The sequence below is a fragment of the Kineosporia rhizophila genome, from assembly GCF_021277265.1.
Lineage (GTDB): Bacteria > Actinomycetota > Actinomycetes > Actinomycetales > Kineosporiaceae > Kineosporia > Kineosporia rhizophila.
Window position 1 is genome coordinate 70,941 of the sequence record NZ_JAJSOH010000018.1, and the last position, 19,258, is coordinate 90,198.

At 71.4% G+C, this 19,258-nt stretch carries 19 protein-coding genes; 8 read left to right on the top strand and 11 right to left on the bottom strand.

Annotated elements, in window-relative coordinates:
* Positions 1–6: 6 nt before the first annotated feature.
* A complete protein-coding gene (locus LWF15_RS23530; RefSeq protein ID WP_232813080.1) occupies positions 7–930 on the bottom strand; it encodes a DMT family transporter in 924 nt (307 codons plus the stop codon).
* A gap of 51 nt (positions 931–981) precedes the next feature.
* Between LWF15_RS23530 and LWF15_RS23535 the strand changes: the two genes are divergently transcribed.
* Both LWF15_RS23535 and LWF15_RS23540 read left to right on the top strand, forming a co-directional pair.
* Complete coding sequence (locus LWF15_RS23535) at positions 982–1,935, top strand: LysR family transcriptional regulator (protein ID WP_232813081.1); 954 nt, start codon at positions 982–984, stop codon at positions 1,933–1,935.
* Complete coding sequence (locus LWF15_RS23540; protein ID WP_232813082.1) at positions 1,926–2,579, top strand: GntR family transcriptional regulator; 654 nt, start codon at positions 1,926–1,928, stop codon at positions 2,577–2,579. The genes LWF15_RS23535 and LWF15_RS23540 overlap by 10 nt, the downstream gene beginning before the upstream one ends.
* On the opposite strand, the gene LWF15_RS23545 is transcribed toward LWF15_RS23540, so the two are convergent.
* Both LWF15_RS23545 and LWF15_RS23550 read right to left on the bottom strand, forming a co-directional pair.
* Positions 2,554–3,108, bottom strand: a complete 555-nt coding sequence (locus tag LWF15_RS23545; protein WP_232813083.1) for an Rv1733c family protein — start codon at positions 3,106–3,108, stop codon at positions 2,554–2,556. The two genes, LWF15_RS23540 and LWF15_RS23545, sit on opposite strands and share 26 nt — an antisense overlap.
* 122 nt (positions 3,109–3,230) lie before the next feature.
* A complete protein-coding gene (locus tag LWF15_RS23550) occupies positions 3,231–4,793 on the bottom strand; it encodes an LCP family protein (RefSeq protein ID WP_232813084.1) in 1,563 nt (520 codons plus the stop codon).
* A gap of 143 nt (positions 4,794–4,936) precedes the next feature.
* On the opposite strand from LWF15_RS23550, the gene LWF15_RS23555 reads away from it, so the two are divergent.
* The gene (locus LWF15_RS23555) at positions 4,937–5,680 is read left to right on the top strand and encodes a VOC family protein (RefSeq protein ID WP_232813085.1); all 744 of its coding nucleotides are present in this window, start codon (positions 4,937–4,939) and stop codon (positions 5,678–5,680) included.
* Between the two features lie 3 nt (positions 5,681–5,683).
* On the opposite strand, the gene LWF15_RS23560 is transcribed toward LWF15_RS23555, so the two are convergent.
* Together LWF15_RS23560 and LWF15_RS23565 are read right to left on the bottom strand one after the other, a co-directional pair.
* On the bottom strand, positions 5,684–6,166 hold the full coding sequence (locus LWF15_RS23560; protein WP_232813086.1) for a VOC family protein: 483 nt from the start codon (positions 6,164–6,166) through the stop codon (positions 5,684–5,686).
* Between the two features lie 76 nt (positions 6,167–6,242).
* Entirely contained in the window at positions 6,243–6,572 is a 330-nt protein-coding gene (locus LWF15_RS23565) for a putative quinol monooxygenase (protein ID WP_232813087.1), read from the bottom strand.
* A 144-nt stretch (positions 6,573–6,716) separates the two neighbouring features.
* Between LWF15_RS23565 and LWF15_RS23570 the strand changes: the two genes are divergently transcribed.
* The 3 genes from LWF15_RS23570 (at position 6,717) to LWF15_RS23580 (ending at position 8,416) form a co-directional block, all read left to right on the top strand.
* Positions 6,717–7,391, top strand: a complete 675-nt coding sequence (locus tag LWF15_RS23570; protein ID WP_232813088.1) for a DUF2975 domain-containing protein — start codon at positions 6,717–6,719, stop codon at positions 7,389–7,391.
* The gene (locus LWF15_RS23575; protein WP_285624482.1) at positions 7,388–7,630 is read left to right on the top strand and encodes a helix-turn-helix domain-containing protein; all 243 of its coding nucleotides are present in this window, start codon (positions 7,388–7,390) and stop codon (positions 7,628–7,630) included. The genes LWF15_RS23570 and LWF15_RS23575 overlap by 4 nt, the downstream gene beginning before the upstream one ends.
* Before the next feature lie 66 nt (positions 7,631–7,696).
* Positions 7,697–8,416 carry a hypothetical protein gene (locus LWF15_RS23580; protein ID WP_232813089.1) on the top strand — a complete coding sequence of 240 codons (720 nt, stop codon included), beginning with the start codon at positions 7,697–7,699 and terminating at the stop codon, positions 8,414–8,416.
* Positions 8,417–8,419: 3 nt separating this feature from the next.
* Here the strand turns inward: LWF15_RS23580 and LWF15_RS23585 are convergent, their stop codons facing one another.
* A complete protein-coding gene (locus tag LWF15_RS23585) occupies positions 8,420–9,628 on the bottom strand; it encodes a type III PLP-dependent enzyme domain-containing protein (RefSeq protein ID WP_232813090.1) in 1,209 nt (402 codons plus the stop codon).
* A gap of 360 nt (positions 9,629–9,988) precedes the next feature.
* Here LWF15_RS23585 and LWF15_RS23590 point away from each other — a divergent pair, with 360 nt between their 5' ends.
* Positions 9,989–12,262: a HelD family protein gene (locus tag LWF15_RS23590; protein WP_408623873.1), complete on the top strand. Its 2,274-nt coding sequence runs from the start codon at positions 9,989–9,991 to the stop codon at positions 12,260–12,262.
* Between the two features lie 66 nt (positions 12,263–12,328).
* On the opposite strand, the gene LWF15_RS23595 is transcribed toward LWF15_RS23590, so the two are convergent.
* The 3 genes from LWF15_RS23595 to LWF15_RS23605 form a co-directional block, all read right to left on the bottom strand.
* The gene (locus LWF15_RS23595) at positions 12,329–12,772 is read right to left on the bottom strand and encodes an OsmC family protein (protein WP_232813092.1); all 444 of its coding nucleotides are present in this window, start codon (positions 12,770–12,772) and stop codon (positions 12,329–12,331) included.
* 22 nt (positions 12,773–12,794) lie between these two features.
* Positions 12,795–15,479: a pyruvate, phosphate dikinase gene (gene ppdK, locus LWF15_RS23600; RefSeq protein WP_232813093.1), complete on the bottom strand. Its 2,685-nt coding sequence runs from the start codon at positions 15,477–15,479 to the stop codon at positions 12,795–12,797.
* A 177-nt stretch (positions 15,480–15,656) separates the two neighbouring features.
* Entirely contained in the window at positions 15,657–16,352 is a 696-nt protein-coding gene (locus LWF15_RS23605; protein ID WP_232813094.1) for a hypothetical protein, read from the bottom strand.
* Positions 16,353–16,419: 67 nt separating this feature from the next.
* Between LWF15_RS23605 and LWF15_RS23610 the strand changes: the two genes are divergently transcribed.
* Positions 16,420–17,625 (top strand): amidohydrolase family protein, encoded by a 1,206-nt coding sequence (locus tag LWF15_RS23610; protein ID WP_232813095.1) that lies wholly within the window; start codon positions 16,420–16,422, stop codon positions 17,623–17,625.
* Here the strand turns inward: LWF15_RS23610 and LWF15_RS23615 are convergent.
* Both LWF15_RS23615 and LWF15_RS23620 read right to left on the bottom strand, forming a co-directional pair.
* Positions 17,603–18,595 carry a nicotianamine synthase family protein gene (locus LWF15_RS23615; protein ID WP_232813096.1) on the bottom strand — a complete coding sequence of 331 codons (993 nt, stop codon included), beginning with the start codon at positions 18,593–18,595 and terminating at the stop codon, positions 17,603–17,605. The genes LWF15_RS23610 and LWF15_RS23615 overlap by 23 nt on opposite strands.
* Positions 18,592–19,194, bottom strand: coding sequence for a GNAT family N-acetyltransferase (locus tag LWF15_RS23620; RefSeq protein WP_232813097.1), 603 nt, complete (start codon positions 19,192–19,194; stop codon positions 18,592–18,594). The genes LWF15_RS23615 and LWF15_RS23620 overlap by 4 nt, the downstream gene beginning before the upstream one ends.
* Between the last annotated feature and the right edge of the window lie 64 nt (positions 19,195–19,258).

Here is a 19,258-nt window from a genome sequence, read left to right on the forward strand (position 1 = left end):
TAACGCTCAGCGGGCCGGCACAGCCTCCGGCTCCGCAGGCTCCACGGCCTGCTCCCGGTCCGGGGAGGTGCCGTTGACCAGGTACGACCCGGCCAGCACGAGGACGAATCCGAGAACCGTCCAGGCGGTGACCTTCTCGTCGAGGAACACCGCTCCGGCGATCACCGCGACCACCGGGTTGAAGTAGACGATGGTGGTGGCCCGCACCGGGCCGACCTCGCCGATCAGGGCGAACAGCAGCAGGAAGGCGGCGGCGGTGCAGATCACGGTGAGCACGGCCACCGCCACCAGCACCTCGCCCGAGGGCACGGCGGTGGGCAGCCCCGGCCCGAGAAGCACCAGCGGCAGGTAGATCACCGCGGTCACCACCACCCCGGAGGTGACCACCGGCAGGCCCGGCAGGTCGCCCAGGTAGCGCGCCAGGATCACCGGCCCGATCGCGTAACCGACCACCACCACGCCCATCTCGGCCACCGCACCAAGGTCGGAGACGTCCAGGTCGAGCCCGACCAGGGCGCTCACCCCGACGGTGCCGAGCACCAGGCCGAGGGCCCCGCGCCCGCCCAGCCCCTCGGCCTGCCGGGTGAGCAGGGCGATGATCACCCCGACCACCGGCACCGCGGAGATCAGGATGGCGGCGGTGGAGCTGGACAGGGTCTGCTCGGCCCGGTTCAGGAACAGCCAGGGGAAGACGATCTCGGCCACGGCGTAGGCCAGCACGGCCGGCCAGCGGCGCACCAGCTCGGGGATCGCCGCCCGGTCGCGACGGCTGAGCAGGGTCAGGGGCACCAGCAGGAGCGAGGCCAGGCCGGTGCGGGCCAGCACCAGGACCGCGGGCGAGAGCTCCTCCAGCGCGACCTTGATGAACAGGTAGGGGATTCCCCAGGCCAGCCCCAGGCTGACGAAGATGATCAAGGCTCGGCGGCTCATGTCCTCCAGAATGCTCTCGTGCAAATCGTTAAGTCCATCTAGATTTTCTTCATGTCAATCGACAGTCCGGACTTCACGATCGATCTGCGCAAGCTCCGGCTCCTGCGCGAGATCGATCACCGCGGCACGGTCGCCGCGGCGGCCGCAGCCCTGCACCTGACCCCCTCGGCGGTGAGCCAGCAGGTCGCCGGGCTCTCCCGCGAGCTCGGGGTGGCGCTGCTGGAGAAGCAGGGCCGCGGGGTGCGGCTGACCGGGCCCGCGCGGGTCCTGCTGGGGCACGCCTCGGCGATCGCGGCCCAGCTCGAGCGGGCCCGCGCCGACCTGGCCGCGTTCGAGGACGGGTCGGTCGGCGAGGTGCGGGTGGCCACCCTGCCCAGCGCGGTGGCCGCCCTGCTGGGCCCGGCGATGGCCCAGCTGCGCGCCGAGAAGCCCGGTCTGCAGGTGCTTTCCCGGGACAAGGGCCCGACCGGCGCCGTGCGGGCCCTCGACGACGGCGAGGTGGACATCGCGATCACCGTGGACCATCCCGGCTGTCCCCGCCCCGACGACCTGCGCTACACCCGGGTCGACCTGATCACCGACATCCTCGACGTGGTGGTGCACCGTGACCACCCGCTGGCCGGGGCCGCGCAGGTCGACCTGACCCAGCTGGCCCACGACGAGTGGATCTCCGGCGACCCGGACGACGCCTGCTCGGTGATCACCGACAGCGTCTGCTCGGCCGCCGGGTTCCTGCCCGACGTGCGGCACTGGACGATCGAGTACGACGCCCTCGGCGCCCTGGTCGCGGCCGGCATGGGGGTGGGCCTGGTGCCCCGCCTGGCCCAGCCGCTGCGGTTCACCGAGTTGCGCACCATCCCGGTGGCGGGCACCTCGCCGGTCCGGCAGGTGTGCGCGTTCACCCGGGCCGGGGGCACGGCCGGCGCACCGACCCAGGTGGTGCTGAAGAAGCTGAAAGAGGTCGCCGCCGTCCGCCACGACTCCACCCTCGGCACATGGGCCTGACGCCGCGCACGGCGCACCAGAACGTCACCGAACGGCTGCGCGAGGCCATCCTCACCGGCGAGCTCCAGACCGGTACCCATCTGGTGCAGTCCGAGCTGGCCGGCGCCCTGGAGGTCAGCGTCACCCCGGTGCGGGAGGCGTTGCGCGAGCTGGAGAGTCAGGGTCTGGTCGACTCCGGCCCGTTCCGCGGTTCGGCCGTGCACCAGGTGAGCCTGGAAGAACTGCAGGAGATCCACGAACTGCGCCGGCTGCTGATCCCCACCGCCGCGCGGGAGCGGGTCGGCACCGTCACCGACGCCGAGATCGACCAGGCCCGGGCCCTGCTCGGGCAACTGGCCACCGACCTGCCCAACCGGGTCTGGGTGGAGACCGCCCGCACCCTGCGGCGGGTGCTCGAGGGCACTTCCGAGCGACGCAACCTGCGGGCCATCCTGGCCCGGCTCTCCGACATCTCCGAGCTCTACGCCGGGCTCGCGGTGCACACCGAGAACGACCGGCGCAGCGTCCTGGGCGATCACGAGGCCCTGGTGCAGGCCTACTCCGAGCGGGACGCCGAACGCGTGGCCGAGGTCGAGCTACGCCGGCTCGACCAGGCCACCCGCCGAACCGCGGCGGCCCTCAGGCATTCATCGAGAACCCGTTGAGCCGCCGCCACTCCTGGTCCAGTTCGCGGGCCCGGCGCCGGTCCAGCAGCGCCCGGGTGCCGCGGTAGCAGCCCCCGCCCACGACCACCGCGGCGAGCATCAGGCCGACCCCCACGCCCACCGTGTCCAGCCAGACGTGCAGCCTGGTCATCGGGGCGCCGGTCATGTTCCCGGCGTCGTCGACCCAGACCGGCACCAGGTCCCCGGCCCGGGTGGAGCCGGTGACCGCCACGTGCCCGGTGTGCTCCACCGGGCCGGGATAGTTCCAGCTCAGGGTGGCCAGGTGGTTGCGGGCGATCCGGGTCTGGGAGTCGCTGCCGACCACGGTCGCCGAGATCAGCTGCCGCGAGCCCAGTTCCCGGTCGGAGACCGCGGAGAAGTGCTGCCAGGTGCGCAGACTGCCGAACAGGGCGACCGGGACCATCGCGACGACGAGGACGACGGCAGCCAGTCCGGTCCAGGCCTGGATCCGGTCGCTGCGCCGTCGCAGCGGGTTGTGGTCCCGGCCCAGACCCGGCCGGGAAGCCATCGAGAACCTCATACCCCCTATTGAGTCCCTCGAGGGCCGGTTACGCCATCCGGCGGACCGGATCAGGACCGATTCGGGGAGATTTAGGGACGAGTGGCACCCCGGATCCGGCGAAGGTCACCTCAGGCGTCGGAGTCGGGGACGTCGGTGGCCAGTTCGTAGGCGCGCACCGGCGACATCGAGACACCCTGGTAGGTCACCGTGTTCTGGGTGCTGACCGGGACGCAGCCGGACTTGTCGGCGCTGGAGGCGTGCGCGTCGGACAGGGCCTCCTCCCGCTGCGCCTTGGTGATCTTGGGATAGGTGGTGCCCTTGGTCCAGTCCTCGCCCACCACCAGCGTCACCGCGTCGACCTCCTCGTCGGTGGCCAGCAGCGAGGAGGGCATGTTCAGGTCGGTGGCCAGCTGCTCGGCCTGGGCCAGCTGGCGGCTGCCGTTGTAGAGGATCGCGCTGGTGGCCTGGTCGTCACCGGAGGAGGAGTCGGTGGCGGCGATGTACCCCTCGGTCTTCAGCGCCCGGGTGAGCCGCTTGGCCCGGCCGTCCTGCCCGCTGCGGTTGCGTACCTGCACCGAGAAGAAGGTGCTGGTGGTGGCCTGCGGGGTGGGCGAGGCGCTCGAGGTGGCGGTCGACGTGGCCGCGGTCTTGTCCTTGCTCAGCGACCGGTCGGCGATGATCGTGTCGAACAGCTTCTGCGCGGCGTCGGCCGGCACCACCCGGTTCGGGTTCTCCGGATCGGGCACGGTCTGCATCGTGGTGAACGTGATCCGGTCGGTGTCGACCTTGTTGAACTCGCCGGCCAGCTCGACCAGGTCCGGGATCCCGCTCAGCTTCTCGTCCACCGTGAGCGCCTTGGTGGCGGCGTTCGCCACACCGTAGAGCTTGGTCGGGTTCAGCAGTGTGCCGCGGTCTTTCAGGGCCCGGATCGCCGCAGAGAGAAAGGCGTGCTGGCCGTAGGTGCGGCCCAGGTCGCTGCCGTCGCCGAAACCGTGCCGGGTACGCACGAACTGAAGCGCCGCCTCCCCCTTGAGGGTGTGCTTGCCCTTCGACAGCTTCAGGTGCGAATAGGTGTCGTAGACGTTGTTGTCCACGCACACCTCCACCCCGCCGGTGGCGTCCGACATCGCGATCACCCCGGCGAAGTCGACCAGCACGAAGTGGTCGATGGTGATCCCGGTGAGCTGGTGCACCGCGGCCACCTGACAGCCCGGGCCGTAGTTCAGGCTGGTGTTGATCTGCCCGTAGCGCTCGCCCACGCTCTCGCCGGTGGCCGGGTCGTCGCAGCCGGGCAGGTCGGTCATGGTGTCGCGGGGGATGCTCATCGCGGTGATGTTGGTGCGGTCGGCCGAGACGTGCACCAGCAGCTCGACGTCGGCGTTGGAGTGGGTCTCGTCGCAGGCCCCGCCGAGCTTGCAGTTGGCCTTGGACGAGCGCGAGTCGGTGCCGATCACCAGCACGTTGACCGGGAACCGGCCCTGGTCGTCGGCCTGCTGCACCCCGGCGCTGCCGGTGGTGCCGGTGTACAGCTCCGAGGAGGAGATGTTGGCGTTCAGCCGGGTGTAGAGCACGAAGCCGCCGCCCGCGGTGGCCAGCAGCAGCACGACCAGCGTGTACAGCGTGAAGGTGAGCCAGCGGCCCCGCCGGGCCGCACCCGTGGAGTGGCGGACCGGCTGCTGCTCGCCGCTCATGAGCGTGGTCTCTGCACTGGCACAACGGGCCACACTAGCCGCGGGGTCTGCACGCCCGGGCGGGCTGTGCCACAGGTCATACCGGTCACCTGCTACTCCTCGGCAACCGGGGCACGAATTGTTAGCCCGGTTAGCCTACGGTCATGGCGATCCGCTGGACGACCCTGTTCCTGGACTTCGGCAACGACGACTTCGAGGCCGGCTCGCAGTTCTGGAGCCGGGTCACGAACAGCCACCTCTCCCCCGCGCGCGGTGAGCAGGGCGAGTTCGCCACGCTGCTCCCCGCCGAGGGCGACGCTTACCTGCGGGTGCAGCGGCTGCGTTCCGGCGCCTCCCGCTGCCACCTCGACCTGCACCTGGATCCGGCCGACCAGGCCCCCACGGCCGCGCGGGCCCGCGATCTCGGCGCGACCCACCTGACCCACGAGCCCGGCCTGGACGTGTTCACCAGTCCGGGCGGGTTCCCGTTCTGCCTGGTGCCGTGGGAGGGCGAGAGCACGGTGCCGGCCGCACACCCGCTGCCCGTACTGCCCGGCCCGGACGAACCGGCCCGTCTGGACCAGCTCTGCCTCGACATCCCGCCCGCGCTCTGGGAGGCGGAGACCACCTTCTGGGCCGGCCTGACCGGCTGGGGGCTGAAGCACTCCGCCGACTCCGAGTTCGCCCGGCTGCACCAGCCCGGCACCCTGCCCCTGAAGCTCCTGCTGCAGCGACTGGACGACCCGGCCCCCGCGGTCACCGCCCACCCGGACTTCGCCGCCGGAGAACGCACGATCGCTGAGGCCCACGCCGCCCTGGGGGCGGTCGTGGGCCCGGTGAACGAGCACTGGACGGTGATGACCGATCCGCGCGGTCGCACCTACTGCCTGACCGAGCGCCGGCCCTGAGACTCACCCCTCGCCGTCGGCGGCCTTCAGCAGGTCGGCGATGACCAGGCGCTTCATCCCGAACATGGCGGTGATCGCGCGGCTGCGGCGGCCCTCGTCCGGATCGACGACCAGCTCGTTGAACATCTCCGGCACGATCTGCCAGGACACCCCGAACCGGTCCTTCAGCCAGCCGCACTCCACCTCCTGACCGCCGTCGGCCAGCAGGCCGAACCAGTAGTGGTCGACCTCGGCCTGGTCGGCGCACAGCACCACCAGCGAGATCGCCTCGGTGAAGGGGAACTGCGGGCCGCCGTTGATGGCGTTGAACCACTGGCCGTCGAGCAGGAAGTCGATGGCCATCACGCCCTCGGTGGGGCCGTGCTGGTTCTCCGGCCCGTAGTACGAGGTCCGCACCGTGCGCGAGCCGGGGAAGATCTTCGAGTAGAAGGCCACCGCCTCCTCGGCGTTGCCGTCGAACCACAGGCTGGGCTGGATGGTGGGCATCGTGAGCTCCTTCCGGTTCCGGTCGTCCCGACCAGGAGAAGACGCCGGCCGGCCGGCGAACTCATCGGCCGCGAGGTCAGCCGATCTGCAGCTCGCCCATCGGGTCCCAGCCGGTGCGCCCGGCCCCCAGGTCGGAGAAGATGATCTTCGGGGTGGCCGCCAGCATCGGCCGCATCTTCTCCAGACCGGGCCGGAAGTGCGGGGCGGCCACGTGCGCGGCCCCCGCGTCGGCGTCGGCGAAACCCTCGGTGAGCACGTACTCGTTCGGGTCCTCGGCGTTGCGGGCCCAGAGGTACCACAGGCAGCCGGGCTCGGCCCGGACGGCCTCGGTGTCCTCCCGCAGCTCGTCGAGGAAGGTGTCCGCGTACTCGGGCTTCACCGGGAAGCGCACCGTGATGACGATCATGGAGGCGATTTTAGGACGGGTGTGCTCGAGTCGGCGGGCAGCGGCGCCGGACGGCGAACTCTGGACAGAACGGACCCAGATGTCCATACTCACCGGCAGAGGCTTATCGAATTTCGATATGCCCGTGAGTGGGGGGAGCACGACATGCGCCTGGGGGCCTTCGTCATCGAGCGGGATCCGGTCTACGTCGGAACCCGCTCTCTGCAGATCATCTCGCACACACTGGCCCTGGTCGGCGTGATCGCCCTGGGCGCCTCGGCCGTGCTGCTGGGCGCCTCGGTGTTCCGGTCCCACCAGTCCATCGACCTGCCGGTGCAGCTGCAGGACACCGCGGTGGTGGCCCGGGTGGGCGACTTCGTCACCCAGAACGCCCGTACCCGGGCCGAACTCGCGGTCTCGGACGGCGAACTGGCCCTGAAGGTCATCGATCCGCCGCGCCTGGAGATCTTGCTGGGTAACGCCGGCCCGATCCTGCTGGGGCTGGCGATCGGTATCAGCGCGTTCCTGCTGCGGCCGGTGCTGCTGTCGGTCGCCAACGCGCAGCCGTTCCGGCCGGGCAACGCCCGGCGGCTGGCCCACGTGGCCGTGGTCACCACCTGCGCCACCGTCCTGGTGCCCGTGTCCCCGGCCCTGACCACCATGTTCGCTCTGGACCGGCTCGGGCTCACCGGGGGCAGGGAGGGAGGCGACAGCCCCTTCGTGTTCGGCGTCTCCTTCTCGCTCACCCTGGTCATCGTGCTGCCGGTGGTCCTGCTGGTGCTGGCCGAGGCCTTCCGGCAGGGCGAGAAGCTGCACCGCGACGTCGAAGGCCTGGTGTGAGCCCGGCCGAGTCCGAAGTGGTCTGCCACCTGGACCGGTTGCTCGAGGCCCGCCGGATGACCCTGACCGAACTGTCCGCGCGGGCCGGGGTCACCGTGGTCAACCTGTCGGTGCTGAAGAACAACCGGGCCCGGGCCATCCGGTTCTCCACCCTCACGGCGATCTGCGACGTGCTCGGCTGCGAACCGGGTGACCTGCTGTCGGTGCGGCCGCTCGGGGAACCGCTCAAGGAGCCGTGACCGGCTGCCGATCTGCAGGGGTACCGCCGGAGGAACGGGTCTTCGGCGAAGCCTCTGGAGGGCACCATGTCGGTCGCCGAAATCATCCAGGCCTTCGGCTGGATCCCGGTGTGCTGGCTCTTGGCCGTGCACATCCTCATCCGTCTGGGCCGCCTGCCCCGCTACGGCGCCGCCGTCCGCGTGGCCGGCTACGTCGCCGCGCTCACCATCGTGGCCGCTGCCGTGTCCACCCGGATGTGGCCGATAGCGGTGCTCGGCCTGCTCTTCATGCGGACCGAGCTCCTGGGCCACCGTCACGCCGACGAGCGGGACGACAACCGGCTGATGACCATGTTCGAGCGGTTCCGCCGCTCCGCCCCGGACACCGGCGGAGAACCGGGTGTCCCCCGCGCCCGCAGGCCCCTGCACGAGGGTGAGGAACTGGTCGACGACGTCCGGATCCACCACGGCTCCGGCACCCCCGCCCACCTGCCCGGCCGGACCGCGGCGTCGGCGGCCACGCTGCGCGCCCGCACGGTGCCCCCCAGCCACGCCAAGGACGACCCGGACTTCGTGCCCGCCTCGGTCGGTCTGCGCGAACCCCACCACGACCACCAGGAGGAGAACCGCAGCGGTATGCGCTTCCTGTCCTCGGCCAAGCACTTCACCGACCTGGTGCTGAAGGTGGAGATCATCGCAGTGGTGGTGGTCGCCCTGGTGCTGTTCGGGGTGTGGGCCGAGGGTCAGCGCCGCGAGTTCACCCGCACCACCAACTCCAACGTCTGCGAGATGTCGTTCAGCTGCTAGGTCCTAGGACTGCTCGGAAGAGGCCGACAGGTAGTCGAACACCGGGTGCGGGTGCATCAGGAAGTCGTGGTGGGAGATGTTCCAGGCGTAGGCGCCGGCCATCCGGAACACCAGCACGTCGCCGATCCGTAGGTCGCGCACCGCGACCCCGGCGGCGAGCTGGTCCTTCGGGGTGCACAGCTGCCCGACCACGGTGAGCGCGTCATCGTTCACCGGCTCGCCGGTGCGCTGCGGGCCGGGCAGCGCGACCACCGGCTGGCTGTGCCCCTTGGTGGCCGGGGTGCGCAGGTGGTGGGTACCGCCCCGGGCGATCGCGTACGCCTGGCCGCGGGTGTACTTCAGGTCGAGCACGTCGCTGACGTAGTAGCCGGCGTGCACGCTGACCGCCCGGCCCGGCTCGACCCGCAGCACCACCGCGTCGCGACCGGCCGTCTGGGTGACCTCGGCCAGGCCCTTGGCGTAGACCAGCCAGTCGAAGTGGTGCCCCGGTGCGGTGTAGTCGACCGACATCCCGCCGCCCAGGTTCACCTCGGGTGCGCTCAGGCCGGGCAGCCGGTCGCGCAGCCACCACAGCGCCCAGGCCAGCACCCGCTTGTCCAGCGCCAGCTTCTGCTCCGCGTCCAGGCCGGAGGCCAGGTGCACGTGGATGCCCCGCACCCGCACCCCGCTGCCGGCCGCCCCCGCGTCCCGGGCGGTCCGGGCCGCCTCGGCCAGCGACTCCTCGTCCATCCCGAACGGCCCGCTCATGCTCAGCGCCGCGCCGTCCACGCCGAACGGCAGGTTGGCCCGCAGCAGCACGTCCACCGGGCGACGCCCGGCCAGGGCGATCACCCGGTTCAGCTCGCGCAGGCTCTCCACGTGCAGTCGCCACACGCCCCGCCGGATCGCGGACACCAGCTCGCGGTCGGTCTTGCCCGGACCGCCGAACGCCACCCTGGCCCCGGGCAGCGTGTCCATCACGTGCTCCAGCTCGCCGCCCGAGGCCACCTCGATGCCGTCGGTCAGCGGGGCCAGCACCCGCAGCAGCTGCGGGTCGGGGTTGGCCTTGGCCGCGTAGAGGAACTCCACCCCGGCTCCGGCGAGGGCCTCGCGGATCTGCCGGGCCTGCATCTGCAGGGCGGGCAGGTCGTAGAGATATGCCGGAAGCCGATTCTCCGCAGCCAGGGCCAGCGCCCGTTCGCGCACGGCCGCGGGGAGCACATTGTCACGCATCCGCCGATTGTCGCCGAACCCGGACCCGCCCGGCGCCGCCTTCACCCGCTGGGGACATGAAGGTGACATGAACGACAGTACGGGTCGCCGCAGGTCACTCTGGGAGACAGAAGGGTCGCGCAGGGGTCGCGCACCGAGCGGGGAAAGGGATATCTTCGGAAATTGATTCTGCATTCTTGATTGAATTCAAAGAATGCCATCCGACAGGCCAGATTGTAATTATCGGAGGATGAATTGTCAAAGCGCGACGGTGGCTCCCGGGCCCCGGCCGACGACGAACCGGCCGACCCGGCCGACCCGGCCGACCCGGCTGACCTGGCTGACCTGGCTGCCGTGGCTGAGGAGCAGGACTACGTGTCGATGCTCTACGCCCACGTCGACGACCTCCGTGACAGCCTGGCCGCCCGGCAGACCCGGGCGCTGGCCGCGGCCGCCGGCACCCGTCAGGCCCGGGTCGAGCGGGAGGCCTTCGTGCACCTCTACGGCGGCCGGCTGACCCAGCTCAACGCCGCCGAGAACGCGCTCTGCTTCGGCCGTCTCGACCTCGACGACAGCGACCGGCCGCGCTACGTCGGGCGGATCGGCCTGCACGAGCCCGACCAGGACTCCGAGCCCCTGCTGGTCGACTGGCGGGCCCCCGTCGCCCGGCCGTTCTACCTGGCCACCGCCCTGCAACCCGACGGGGTGCGTCGGCGGCGGCACATCCGCACGGTGGGCCGCCGGGTGGTGCACCTGCACGACGAGAACCTCACCGGCGCTGCGCCGGACGCGGCCGGTCCTGACTCCATCACCAGCGAGTCGGCGCTGATGGTGGCCCTCGACCGGGCCCGGACGGGCCGGATGAGCGACATCGTCGAGACGGTGCAGGCCGAGCAGGACCGGATCATCCGCTCCGACCTGTCCGGGGTGCTGGTGGTGCAGGGCGGGCCGGGCACCGGCAAGACGGCGGTGGCCCTGCACCGGGCCGCCTACCTGCTCTACCACCACCGCGAACAGCTCGAGCGCCGCGGCGTCCTGATCATCGGCCCGAACACCACGTTCCTGCGCTACATCGCCGAGGTGCTGCCCGCGCTCGGTGAGACCGGCGTGCTGCTGGCCACCACCGGTGACCTGTTCCCGGGTGTGAGCCCCACCCTCACCGAGCCCGGCGCGGTCACCGCGCTGAAGGGCCAGCTGCTGATGGCCGAGGTGGTGGCCGGCGCGGTCGCCGACCGCCAGTGGGTGCCCGAGGACGACGACGAGATGGTCGCGATCCGCCACGACGGTCAGCTGCTGCGCCTCGACCGGCAGGCCTGCCTGGCCCTGCGCGAGCGGGTGCGGGGCAGCCGGCTGCTGCACAACGAGGCCCGGCCGCTGGTGCGCCGGCTGCTGGTGAAGGAGTTCGCCCGGCTCTGGGCCGAGGCGGTGGGCGAGGACCCGCTGGGCGGCGAGAACCTGCTCGGGCCGGAGGATCTGGCGATCGTGCACCGTGAGCTGGATGAGAACGACGACGTGGACGGGGTGGTCGACTGGCTCTGGCCGGCCCTCACCCCCACCCGGCTGCTGCGTGAGCTGTTCGCCTCCCCGCGCCGCATCCGGGCCGCCGCCGCGCAGGTCGGGCTCACCCAGACCGAGCAGGACTGGCTGGTCCGCGAGGGCAACGGCTGGTCCGAGGCCGACGTACCGCTGCTCGACGAGGCCGCCGAACTGCTGGGCCGCGACGACTCGGCGGCCCGGCGCCTGGCCGGTGAGCTGCAGACCGCCAACCTGGAGTACGCGCAGGGGGTGCTCGACGTGCTGCGCGGCTCGGAGTCCGGCGACTTCGAGGACGAGGAGAGCGAGATCCTGGCCGCGTTCGACCTGATCGACGCCGAGACCCTGCTCGGCCGGCAGGAGGAGGCCGACCACCGCACCGCCGCCGAGCGGGCCGCCACCGACCGCACCTGGCGGTTCGGGCACATCGTGGTCGACGAGGCCCAGGAGGTCTCACCGATGGCCTGGCGGCTGCTGCTGCGGCGGGGGCGCTCGATGACCCTGGTCGGCGACGTGGCCCAGGCCAGCGAGCCGGCCGGCGCCGGTTCGTGGCGTCAGGCCCTCGGGCCGCACGTCGGCGACCGCTGGCGGCTGGAGGAACTCTCGGTCAACTACCGCATGCCGGCGCCGATCGCCGAGGTCGCCGCCGGGGTGCTCAGGGCGCTGGATCCCGATCTGCCCAGCCCCGAGGCGGTGCGCCTCGACGGGGCCCGGCCGTGGAGTCACCGGAGCACCGACATCTTCGCCCAGCTACCCGATCTGGTCGGCGGTGAACTCGAAAAGATCGACCCGGAGCGGCGTCTGGCGGTGGTGGCGGCTCCTGACCAGTCTGCCCAGGTGTTCGCCGCACTGGAGAAGGAACTGCGCGAACCGGTGGCCCGGGGTGAGGATCCGGACGAGACGGGCACTTCCGGGCCGGCCCGGGTCGTGGTCCTGGAGCCCCGCGAGACGAAGGGTCTGGAGTTCGACGCGGTCATCGTGGTCGAACCCGAACGCATCCTCGCCGCCTCTCCCCGCGGCCTGAGCGACCTCTACGTGGCGGTCACGCGGGCCACCCAGCGCCTCGGCGTGGTCCACTGCGCCGAACTGCCGCAGTCGCTGGCCGCCTTACGGCCGCAGTAGAACCCGACCAGAACGAAATTGAGGACGCTTGTGGGCCAGGCCCACAAGCGTCCTCAATTTGTGCTTCTACTCGGTTTCTTCGTCAGCGGTACGCACCGCGATCGGGGTGCCGTTCTCGATCGTGCGCGACACCGTGCAGGTACGGTCGTGGGAGGCCTTGATCGCGCGGGGTAGCAGCATCCGCGCCGCGTCACCGGCCTCGCCCTCGGGGAAGCGCACGTCGAAGGTCAGGACGATGTCCTCCAAGTGGTTCTCGCCGTTCTCCCGCACGTAGCGGGCGTCCACCCGGGCCGAGAAGTTGTCGGCCGGCGACCGCCGCCCGGTGACCACGTCGACGTCCACCGCGGAGCAGCCGGCGATCGCGGCCAGCAGGAGCTCCACCGGGGAGAACCCGTCCGCGTCGTTACTGCCGAAGCGCAGCGTGTTGCCGCGCTTGTTGGTGGCCAGGTAAACGCCCTCCTCGACACGTTCGAGGGTCACCGAGCGGTTGTCGTCCTTCTGTTCAGCCATCCGGCGAGCATCGCACGAGCCGCTACTGCACCGCCGCGCGGCCCGCCTCCAGCCGGGCGATCGGCACCCGGAAGGGGGAGCAGGACACGTAGTCGATGCCGACCTTGTGGAAGAAGTGGATCGACTCCGGGTCGCCGCCGTGTTCTCCGCACACCCCCAGCTTCAGGTCGGGGCGGGTGCGGCGGCCGTCGGTGGAGGCGATCTGGATCAGCCGGCCCACCCCGTCCACGTCCAGGCTCTCGAACGGGGAGACCATGAACACGCCCCGGTCGAGGTAGGTGGCGAAGAACCCGCCCTCAACGTCGTCGCGGGAGAAGCCCCAGGTGGTCTGGGTGAGGTCGTTGGTGCCGAAGGAGAAGAACTCGGCCGCCTCGGCGACCCGGGTGGCGGTCAGCGCGGCCCGCGGCAGCTCGATCATCGTGCCGATCGGGATGTCCAGCTCCACCCCCTTCTCCTGCTGCACGGCGGCCAGGATCTGGTCGGCCTCGTCGCGGATCAGGAACAGCTCCATCACCGACCCGACCAGCGGGATCATGATCTCGACCCGCGGGGTGCGGCCCTCGGCCCGCAGGCCGGCCGCGGCCTCGCTGATCGCCCGCACCTGCAGCGCGAACAGTCCGGGCAGCACCAGGCCCAGCCGGACCCCGCGCAGGCCCAGCATCGGGTTCGACTCGTGCAGCTTCTCCACCGCGGCGAGCAGGCGCTCCTCGTCCGGGTCGGCATCGCCGGCGGCCCGGTCCAGCGCCACCTTGACCGTGAGTTCGGTCCGGTCGGGCAGGAACTCGTGCAGCGGCGGGTCGAGCAGCCGGATCGTCACCGGCAGGTCGTCCATGGCGGTGAGCAGCTCGACGAAGTCGTCGCGCTGCAGCGGCAGCAGCTCGTCGTACACCGCCTGCCGGTCGGCCGCGTCGGAGGCCAGGATCAGCCGCTCGATCAGCACCCGCCGCTCCCCCAGGAACATGTGCTCGGTGCGGCACAACCCGATCCCCTGCGCGCCGAGATCCCTGGCCCGGGTGGCGTCCTCGGCGTTGTCGGCGTTGGTGCGCACCCGCAGCCGCCGGATCGAGTCGGCGTGAGAGAGCAGCCGGTCCACCGAGCGGACCAGCTCGGCGGTGTCCTCGTCGACGTCCTGCAGCGCGGCCTCCAGGCCGCTCTCCAGGTAGGTGGCCACCGGGGATGAGACCACCGGTACCTCACCGGCGAACACCTCCCCGGTGCTGCCGTCGATGCTGATCATGTCGCCCTCGTTCAGCGCATGGCCGTTCACCTTGGCGGTGCGGGCGCCCGCGTCCACGTCGAGCTCGGCGAACCCGCAGACGCAGGTCTTGCCCATGCCCCGGGCGACCACGGCGGCGTGACTGGTCTTGCCCCCGCGCGAGGTCAGCACACCCTTGGCCGCGATCATCCCGCCCAGGTCGTCGGGGTTGGTCTCGCGGCGCACCAGGATCACGTCCTGGCCCTCGGCGGCGGCCTTCTCGGCCGTCTTCGAGTCGAACACGATGTGCCCGGTGGCCGCCCCCGGCGAGGCCGCCATCCCGGTGCCCAGGTGCTCCTTCTCGGCCGCGGCGTCGAACCGCGGGAACATCAGCTGGGCCAGCTGCGACCCGTCGACCCGCTGCAGCGCCTCGTCCATCGTGATCAGGTTCTCGTCGACCAGCTGGGTGGCGATCCGGAAGGCGGCCGCGGCCGTGCGTTTCCCCACCCGGGTCTGCAGCATCCAGAGCTTGCTGCGCTCGATCGTGAACTCGATGTCGCACAGGTCGCGGTAGTGCGTCTCCAGCCGCCGCATCACCTGCAGCAACTGCTTGTAGGAGGACGGGTCGACGTCCTTCAGGTCGGCCAGGCTGAGGGTGTTGCGGATACCCGAGACCACGTCCTCGCCCTGCGCGTTCACCAGGTAGTCGCCGTAGACCCCGCCGTGCCCGGAGGCCGGGTCGCGGGTGAAGGCGACTCCGGTGCCCGAGGTCTCGCCCATGTTGCCGAACACCATGGTGCAGATGTTGACCGCCGTGCCCAGGTCCTGCGGGATCCGCTCGCGGCGCCGGTACAGCCGGGCCCGCTCGGTGTTCCAGGAGTCGAAGACGGCGCGGATCGCCATGTCCAGCTGCTCACGCGGATGCTGCGGGAACTCGTCCCCGCTCTCCGTCGCGATCACCGACTTGAACGTGTTGACCAGGGTTTTCAGGCTCTCCACGTCCAGCTCGACGTCGGTGTCCACGCCCTGGGCGGTCTTGGCCTCCTCCAGCGCCCGGGCGAAGATCTCCCCGTCGATCTCCAGCACCGTCTTGCCGAACATCTGCAGCAGCCGGCGGTAGGAGTCCCAGGCGAAACGCTCGTCGCCGCTCTCCTCGGCCAGGCCCTTGACACTGGCGTCGTTCAGCCCGACATTGAGCACCGTCTCCATCATGCCGGGCATCGAGTGCATCGCGCCGGAGCGCACACTCACCAACAGCGGGTCGTGCCGGTCGCCCAGCCGACGGCCCAGGTCGTCCTCCAGCCGGCGCAGTGCCATCGTCACCTGCACCCGTAACTCGCCCGGCTCGGTCCCCGCCGCCAAGTAGGAACGGCAGGCCTCGGTGGTGATCGTGAAGCCCGGGGGAACCGGGAGCCCGAGGTTGGTCATCTCGGCCAGGTTGGCGCCCTTGCCGCCGAGAAGCTCCCGCTGCTCCTTGTTGCCTTCCGAGAACGCGTACACGTACTGGGTCATCGATCCATCACGCCTTTCCGCCGGGCAAAGCTGGAGAATCGGATTCCGCAAAGGCCGAGGGTAGGCAGGAAAAACTTGTCCGGACAGGGGGTGCCGGATCGGCGGCCGGGCTGGTTGCGCGGGCCTGACCTGCGGCTTCACCACCTGCTGGCGGGTGGGCGACGATGCGCCCGGCGGTCAGGCGAAGGCCGCTTCGGACACGTCGCCCAGGAACTCGACCAGGTTGTTGCCGTAGCTGCGCGGGTCGATGATGCGCAGCACCAGGCAGAACTCGCGGCCAGGTGGGTAGGTGGCCGCGAGACGGCGGCTCTCCCGGGCGAGAAAGCGCGCCCCCGCGTGATTGGCAGCGGCAGTCTGCCCCAGGATCAGGAACAGGGGCTTACGGGCCTGGTCGGCCCCGCGGTACAGCCGGGCCACCAGCACGACCACCGACTCGCCCTGCCGGTAGGGGTAGCGCTGCGCCCCGACCCGCAGTTCCGGATCGCCGTTCCCGTCTTCTCCCTCACCCACGCCGGGCAGGAACTGGCGCAGGTGGGCGGCGGTGCGGTCGTTGGAACTGGGCCCGCCCACGCAGAACTCGGTCTGCTCGCCCAGCCCGCCGCGGGCCGACTGGTACATGTGGAAGTCCGGCTCCGCGTCGCAGCTCTTCACGATCACGGCCAGCTCGACCATCGCCGCCACGTCACCCCGGCTGACGCTGCGCTCGCGACCCCAGGTGTCCCGGCCCACCACCACCGTGGCCCGTTGCCCGGTGCCGAGGCCGAAGAACCGCCGCACCCGGGCCCGGCGCCGGTACCGGCCGAGCACCCCGGCCAGCCACAGGGCCCCGCCGAAGAGTGCGCTCGCGACCAGGTTGACGGCCAGATCCCCCACGACAAGTGACTTTAACGCCACCTCTGGCCCCTTGCCCCACTTCGACCTGATTCCGAGGATGGGTGACATGCCGTACCCGGAGCGTGTCGCCCACATCGCAGCCCTGGCCTTCGACGGGCGCCGGTTCCGGCCCGAGGGCGCCACGGTGCTCGTCGAGGCCGGCTCGATCCTCTCGGTCGAGCCTGGTCAGCGACCGGTGCCGGAGGGGTTCGCGGTGCGCCGGCACGAGGACGCCACCCTGCTGCCCGGGCTGATCGACACCCACGTGCACCTGATCGCCGACGGGAAGGACGGGGCGCTCGGCCGCGATCCGGGCCGCAGCGCCGAGGAGCGCGAGCAGGTGGTGCGCGAGTCGCTGCGGGCTCACGCCCGGGCCGGGGTGACCACCGTGCGCGATCTGGGCGACAACCACTGGTCGGTCCTGCAGCGCACGGCGGCCTGGGACGAGCCCACGGTGATCGCTTCCGGGCCCCCCATCACCACGCCGGGCGGGCACTGCGCGGCCATGGGCGGGGAGGCCGCCGGGCCGGAACAACTGCTGGCCGCCGTGGACGAACGGGCCCGGCGGGGCGCCGACCTGGTGAAGATCGTGGTGAGCGGCGGGGCCATGACGCCCGGCTCCGACCTGCTCTCGCTGCAGTACTCCTTGGAAGACGTGGCGCTGGTGGTGAAACGGGCCGCCGACCACGGCCTCCGGGTGGCCACGCACGCCCACTCGCTGGACGCCGTGCAACTCTCCATCGACGCCGGCGTGCAGAACATCGAGCACTGCACCTGCCTGACCAGCCATGGCGTGCAGACACCCCCCGACCTAGCGGCCCGCCTGCGGGACAACGGCATCCACATCGGCCCGACCTTCGGCCGCATCCCCGGCAGCCGGCCCTCGGCCCAGGCGCTGGAGGTCACCCGGCGCACCGGCCTGGTGCCGGAACACCGGTTTGCCCAGGTCGAGAAGCTGCACCGGGAGGGCGTTCTGGTGATCAGCGGATCGGACGGCGGCATTCACGCGGCCAAGCCGCACGGCATCGTGGCCCTCGCGGTGGCCGAACTGGTGGCGGCCGGGATCGCGACAGACGACGCTCTCGCGACCGCCACCTCGGTGTCCGCGCAGGCGTGCGGGCTGGAACGGACGAAGGGGCGGCTGGCCGCCGGGGCGGACGCGGACCTGCTGGTGGTGCAGGGCGACCCCCGGGCCGACATCGCGGCGCTGACCAGGGTGCTGACGGTGGTGAAGGGCGGGGTCGAGCTGTCTACGGACGCCGCAGGACGATGACCGAGTTGATCACGTCGTTCAGCGGGTGCAGCACCCCGAGCTGTTCCCAGCCCTGCAGTTCGCCGGCGCCCACCGCCGGGTAGAGCAGCCGCCGCAGACCGGCCGCGCTGCGCACCAGCAGCACCGCGCCCGGGCGCAGACGCTGCCACAGCGAGCCGAGGATGGCTTGTTTGGACTTGGCGTCCAGCCCGGCCAGCGCTCCCAGCACCACCACGTCGGCCTCGGCCACCCCTGCGAACTCGGACGCCTCAGCCCGGTGGAACCGCACGCCCCCAGCCGCTGCCCCAGGGTCTGCCCCGGTGTTTGCCCCGAGCAGGGCCGCCACGCAGGCCGAGCCGAGGGCGACCGCTTCGGCCGAGTGGTCGACCAGGTCGATCGGCACCCCCAGTTCTTCGTAGAGACAGACCGCGCTGAGCGGGAGCGGACCGGCCCCGAGGAAGCAGATCCGCCGGGCGGCCAGGGGTTCGGTGCCGAAGCAGCGCAGCAGGTTGATCTCGAGGCGGGTGAGGTCGCGGTAGTTGTCCAGGTAGGGGAAGCCCTCGAGCTCGTCGCGCGGCTTGTCGGCCGCCACGATGCGGCGGGCCCAGTGCGTCTCCATCAGGTACTCGCCCCGGGCGCAGACCTCGTGCAGGCCGGGCAGTTCGGCGGCGATCCGCTCGTGCTGCAGCACCCTGACGGCCTGGGCCGAGAGGTCTCCCCCGTGCTCGCTGCTCAGCCCGACCAGCTCGGTGAAGAGCCGGTCGACGTCGGCCGAGGGCTCCAGACCGGGCTGCCGGCCCAGCTTCTCGTAGATCTCGGCGACCCGGACCGCCAACTGCTCCACCTCGGCGGCCGGCCCATGCTCGTCGCCAGGCGCGACCTCGCGTATCTCGAGCCCTTCGACGCGGTGGACCCTGGCGCTCCGGTCAGCGCTGTCCGGGACGATCGCGACCCCGGCTTCGGCCCCCTGGACAAACGGCTCGCGACTCACCGCCGACCGGCCACCGCACCCAGGCGGCCGGCACCAGCCTGGCGAAGGCTCTGGCGGCTCAGTTCGGCCACGTCGATCTCGAAGTGCACGGTGTTGAACGGGTCGGGCCGGGTGTCGAGCACCTCGAGGGTGGGCATCGAGCGCCAGAACGCCTCGGCCCCGGGCACTCCCGCATCGGTGTGCAGGTACACCGTCTCGTATCCGCCCGCCCCGACCGCCCAGGCCGTGGCCTCGGCCACCAGACGCCGGGCCAGACCCCGCCGCCGGGCCTCCGGGCGCACCCAGACCCGCACCAGCTGGCAGACCTCGGGCCGGTTGTAGCGGGCGCTGAGCCAGGGCGGGTTGGGCGGGGTGGCCAGCCTGCACGGGCGCACCGCGGTGGTGGCCAGCACCCGGTCATCGCCGTCCGGCGAACCCGGCTCGACGGCCACGAACAGCGCGGCCCGCGGGTCGTGCAGGTAGGTGGCCGCCAGGTCGTCGATGTCGCGGTGCCAGCGTTCCTGGTAGCCGCCCATGTCGCGCTCGAGCACCTCGCGCATGCAGGCCACCGCGCCACCCAGGTCCGCGGTCGTCGCCCGCCGGATCTCCACCTCGTCCATCTCCCTGTCCCCCGTCGTCGATCTGGTCATTTCAGGTCCGGGCGTCAGACGATAGCCGATTCTT

Coding starts and splice junctions, on each gene's coding strand:
- LWF15_RS23530 (WP_232813080.1), bottom strand. CDS start 930: ATGAGCCGCCGAGCCTTGATCATCTTCGTCAGCCTGGGGCTGGCCTGG.
- LWF15_RS23535 (WP_232813081.1), top strand. CDS start 982: ATGTCAATCGACAGTCCGGACTTCACGATCGATCTGCGCAAGCTCCGG.
- LWF15_RS23540 (WP_232813082.1), top strand. CDS start 1,926: ATGGGCCTGACGCCGCGCACGGCGCACCAGAACGTCACCGAACGGCTG.
- LWF15_RS23545 (WP_232813083.1), bottom strand. CDS start 3,108: ATGGCTTCCCGGCCGGGTCTGGGCCGGGACCACAACCCGCTGCGACGG.
- LWF15_RS23550 (WP_232813084.1), bottom strand. CDS start 4,793: ATGAGCGGCGAGCAGCAGCCGGTCCGCCACTCCACGGGTGCGGCCCGG.
- LWF15_RS23555 (WP_232813085.1), top strand. CDS start 4,937: ATGGCGATCCGCTGGACGACCCTGTTCCTGGACTTCGGCAACGACGAC.
- LWF15_RS23560 (WP_232813086.1), bottom strand. CDS start 6,166: ATGCCCACCATCCAGCCCAGCCTGTGGTTCGACGGCAACGCCGAGGAG.
- LWF15_RS23565 (WP_232813087.1), bottom strand. CDS start 6,572: ATGATCGTCATCACGGTGCGCTTCCCGGTGAAGCCCGAGTACGCGGAC.
- LWF15_RS23570 (WP_232813088.1), top strand. CDS start 6,717: ATGCGCCTGGGGGCCTTCGTCATCGAGCGGGATCCGGTCTACGTCGGA.
- LWF15_RS23580 (WP_232813089.1), top strand. CDS start 7,697: ATGTCGGTCGCCGAAATCATCCAGGCCTTCGGCTGGATCCCGGTGTGC.
- LWF15_RS23585 (WP_232813090.1), bottom strand. CDS start 9,628: ATGCGTGACAATGTGCTCCCCGCGGCCGTGCGCGAACGGGCGCTGGCC.
- LWF15_RS23590 (WP_408623873.1), top strand. CDS start 9,989: ATGCTCTACGCCCACGTCGACGACCTCCGTGACAGCCTGGCCGCCCGG.
- LWF15_RS23595 (WP_232813092.1), bottom strand. CDS start 12,772: ATGGCTGAACAGAAGGACGACAACCGCTCGGTGACCCTCGAACGTGTC.
- ppdK (WP_232813093.1), bottom strand. CDS start 15,479: ATGACCCAGTACGTGTACGCGTTCTCGGAAGGCAACAAGGAGCAGCGG.
- LWF15_RS23610 (WP_232813095.1), top strand. CDS start 16,420: ATGCCGTACCCGGAGCGTGTCGCCCACATCGCAGCCCTGGCCTTCGAC.
- LWF15_RS23620 (WP_232813097.1), bottom strand. CDS start 19,194: ATGGACGAGGTGGAGATCCGGCGGGCGACGACCGCGGACCTGGGTGGC.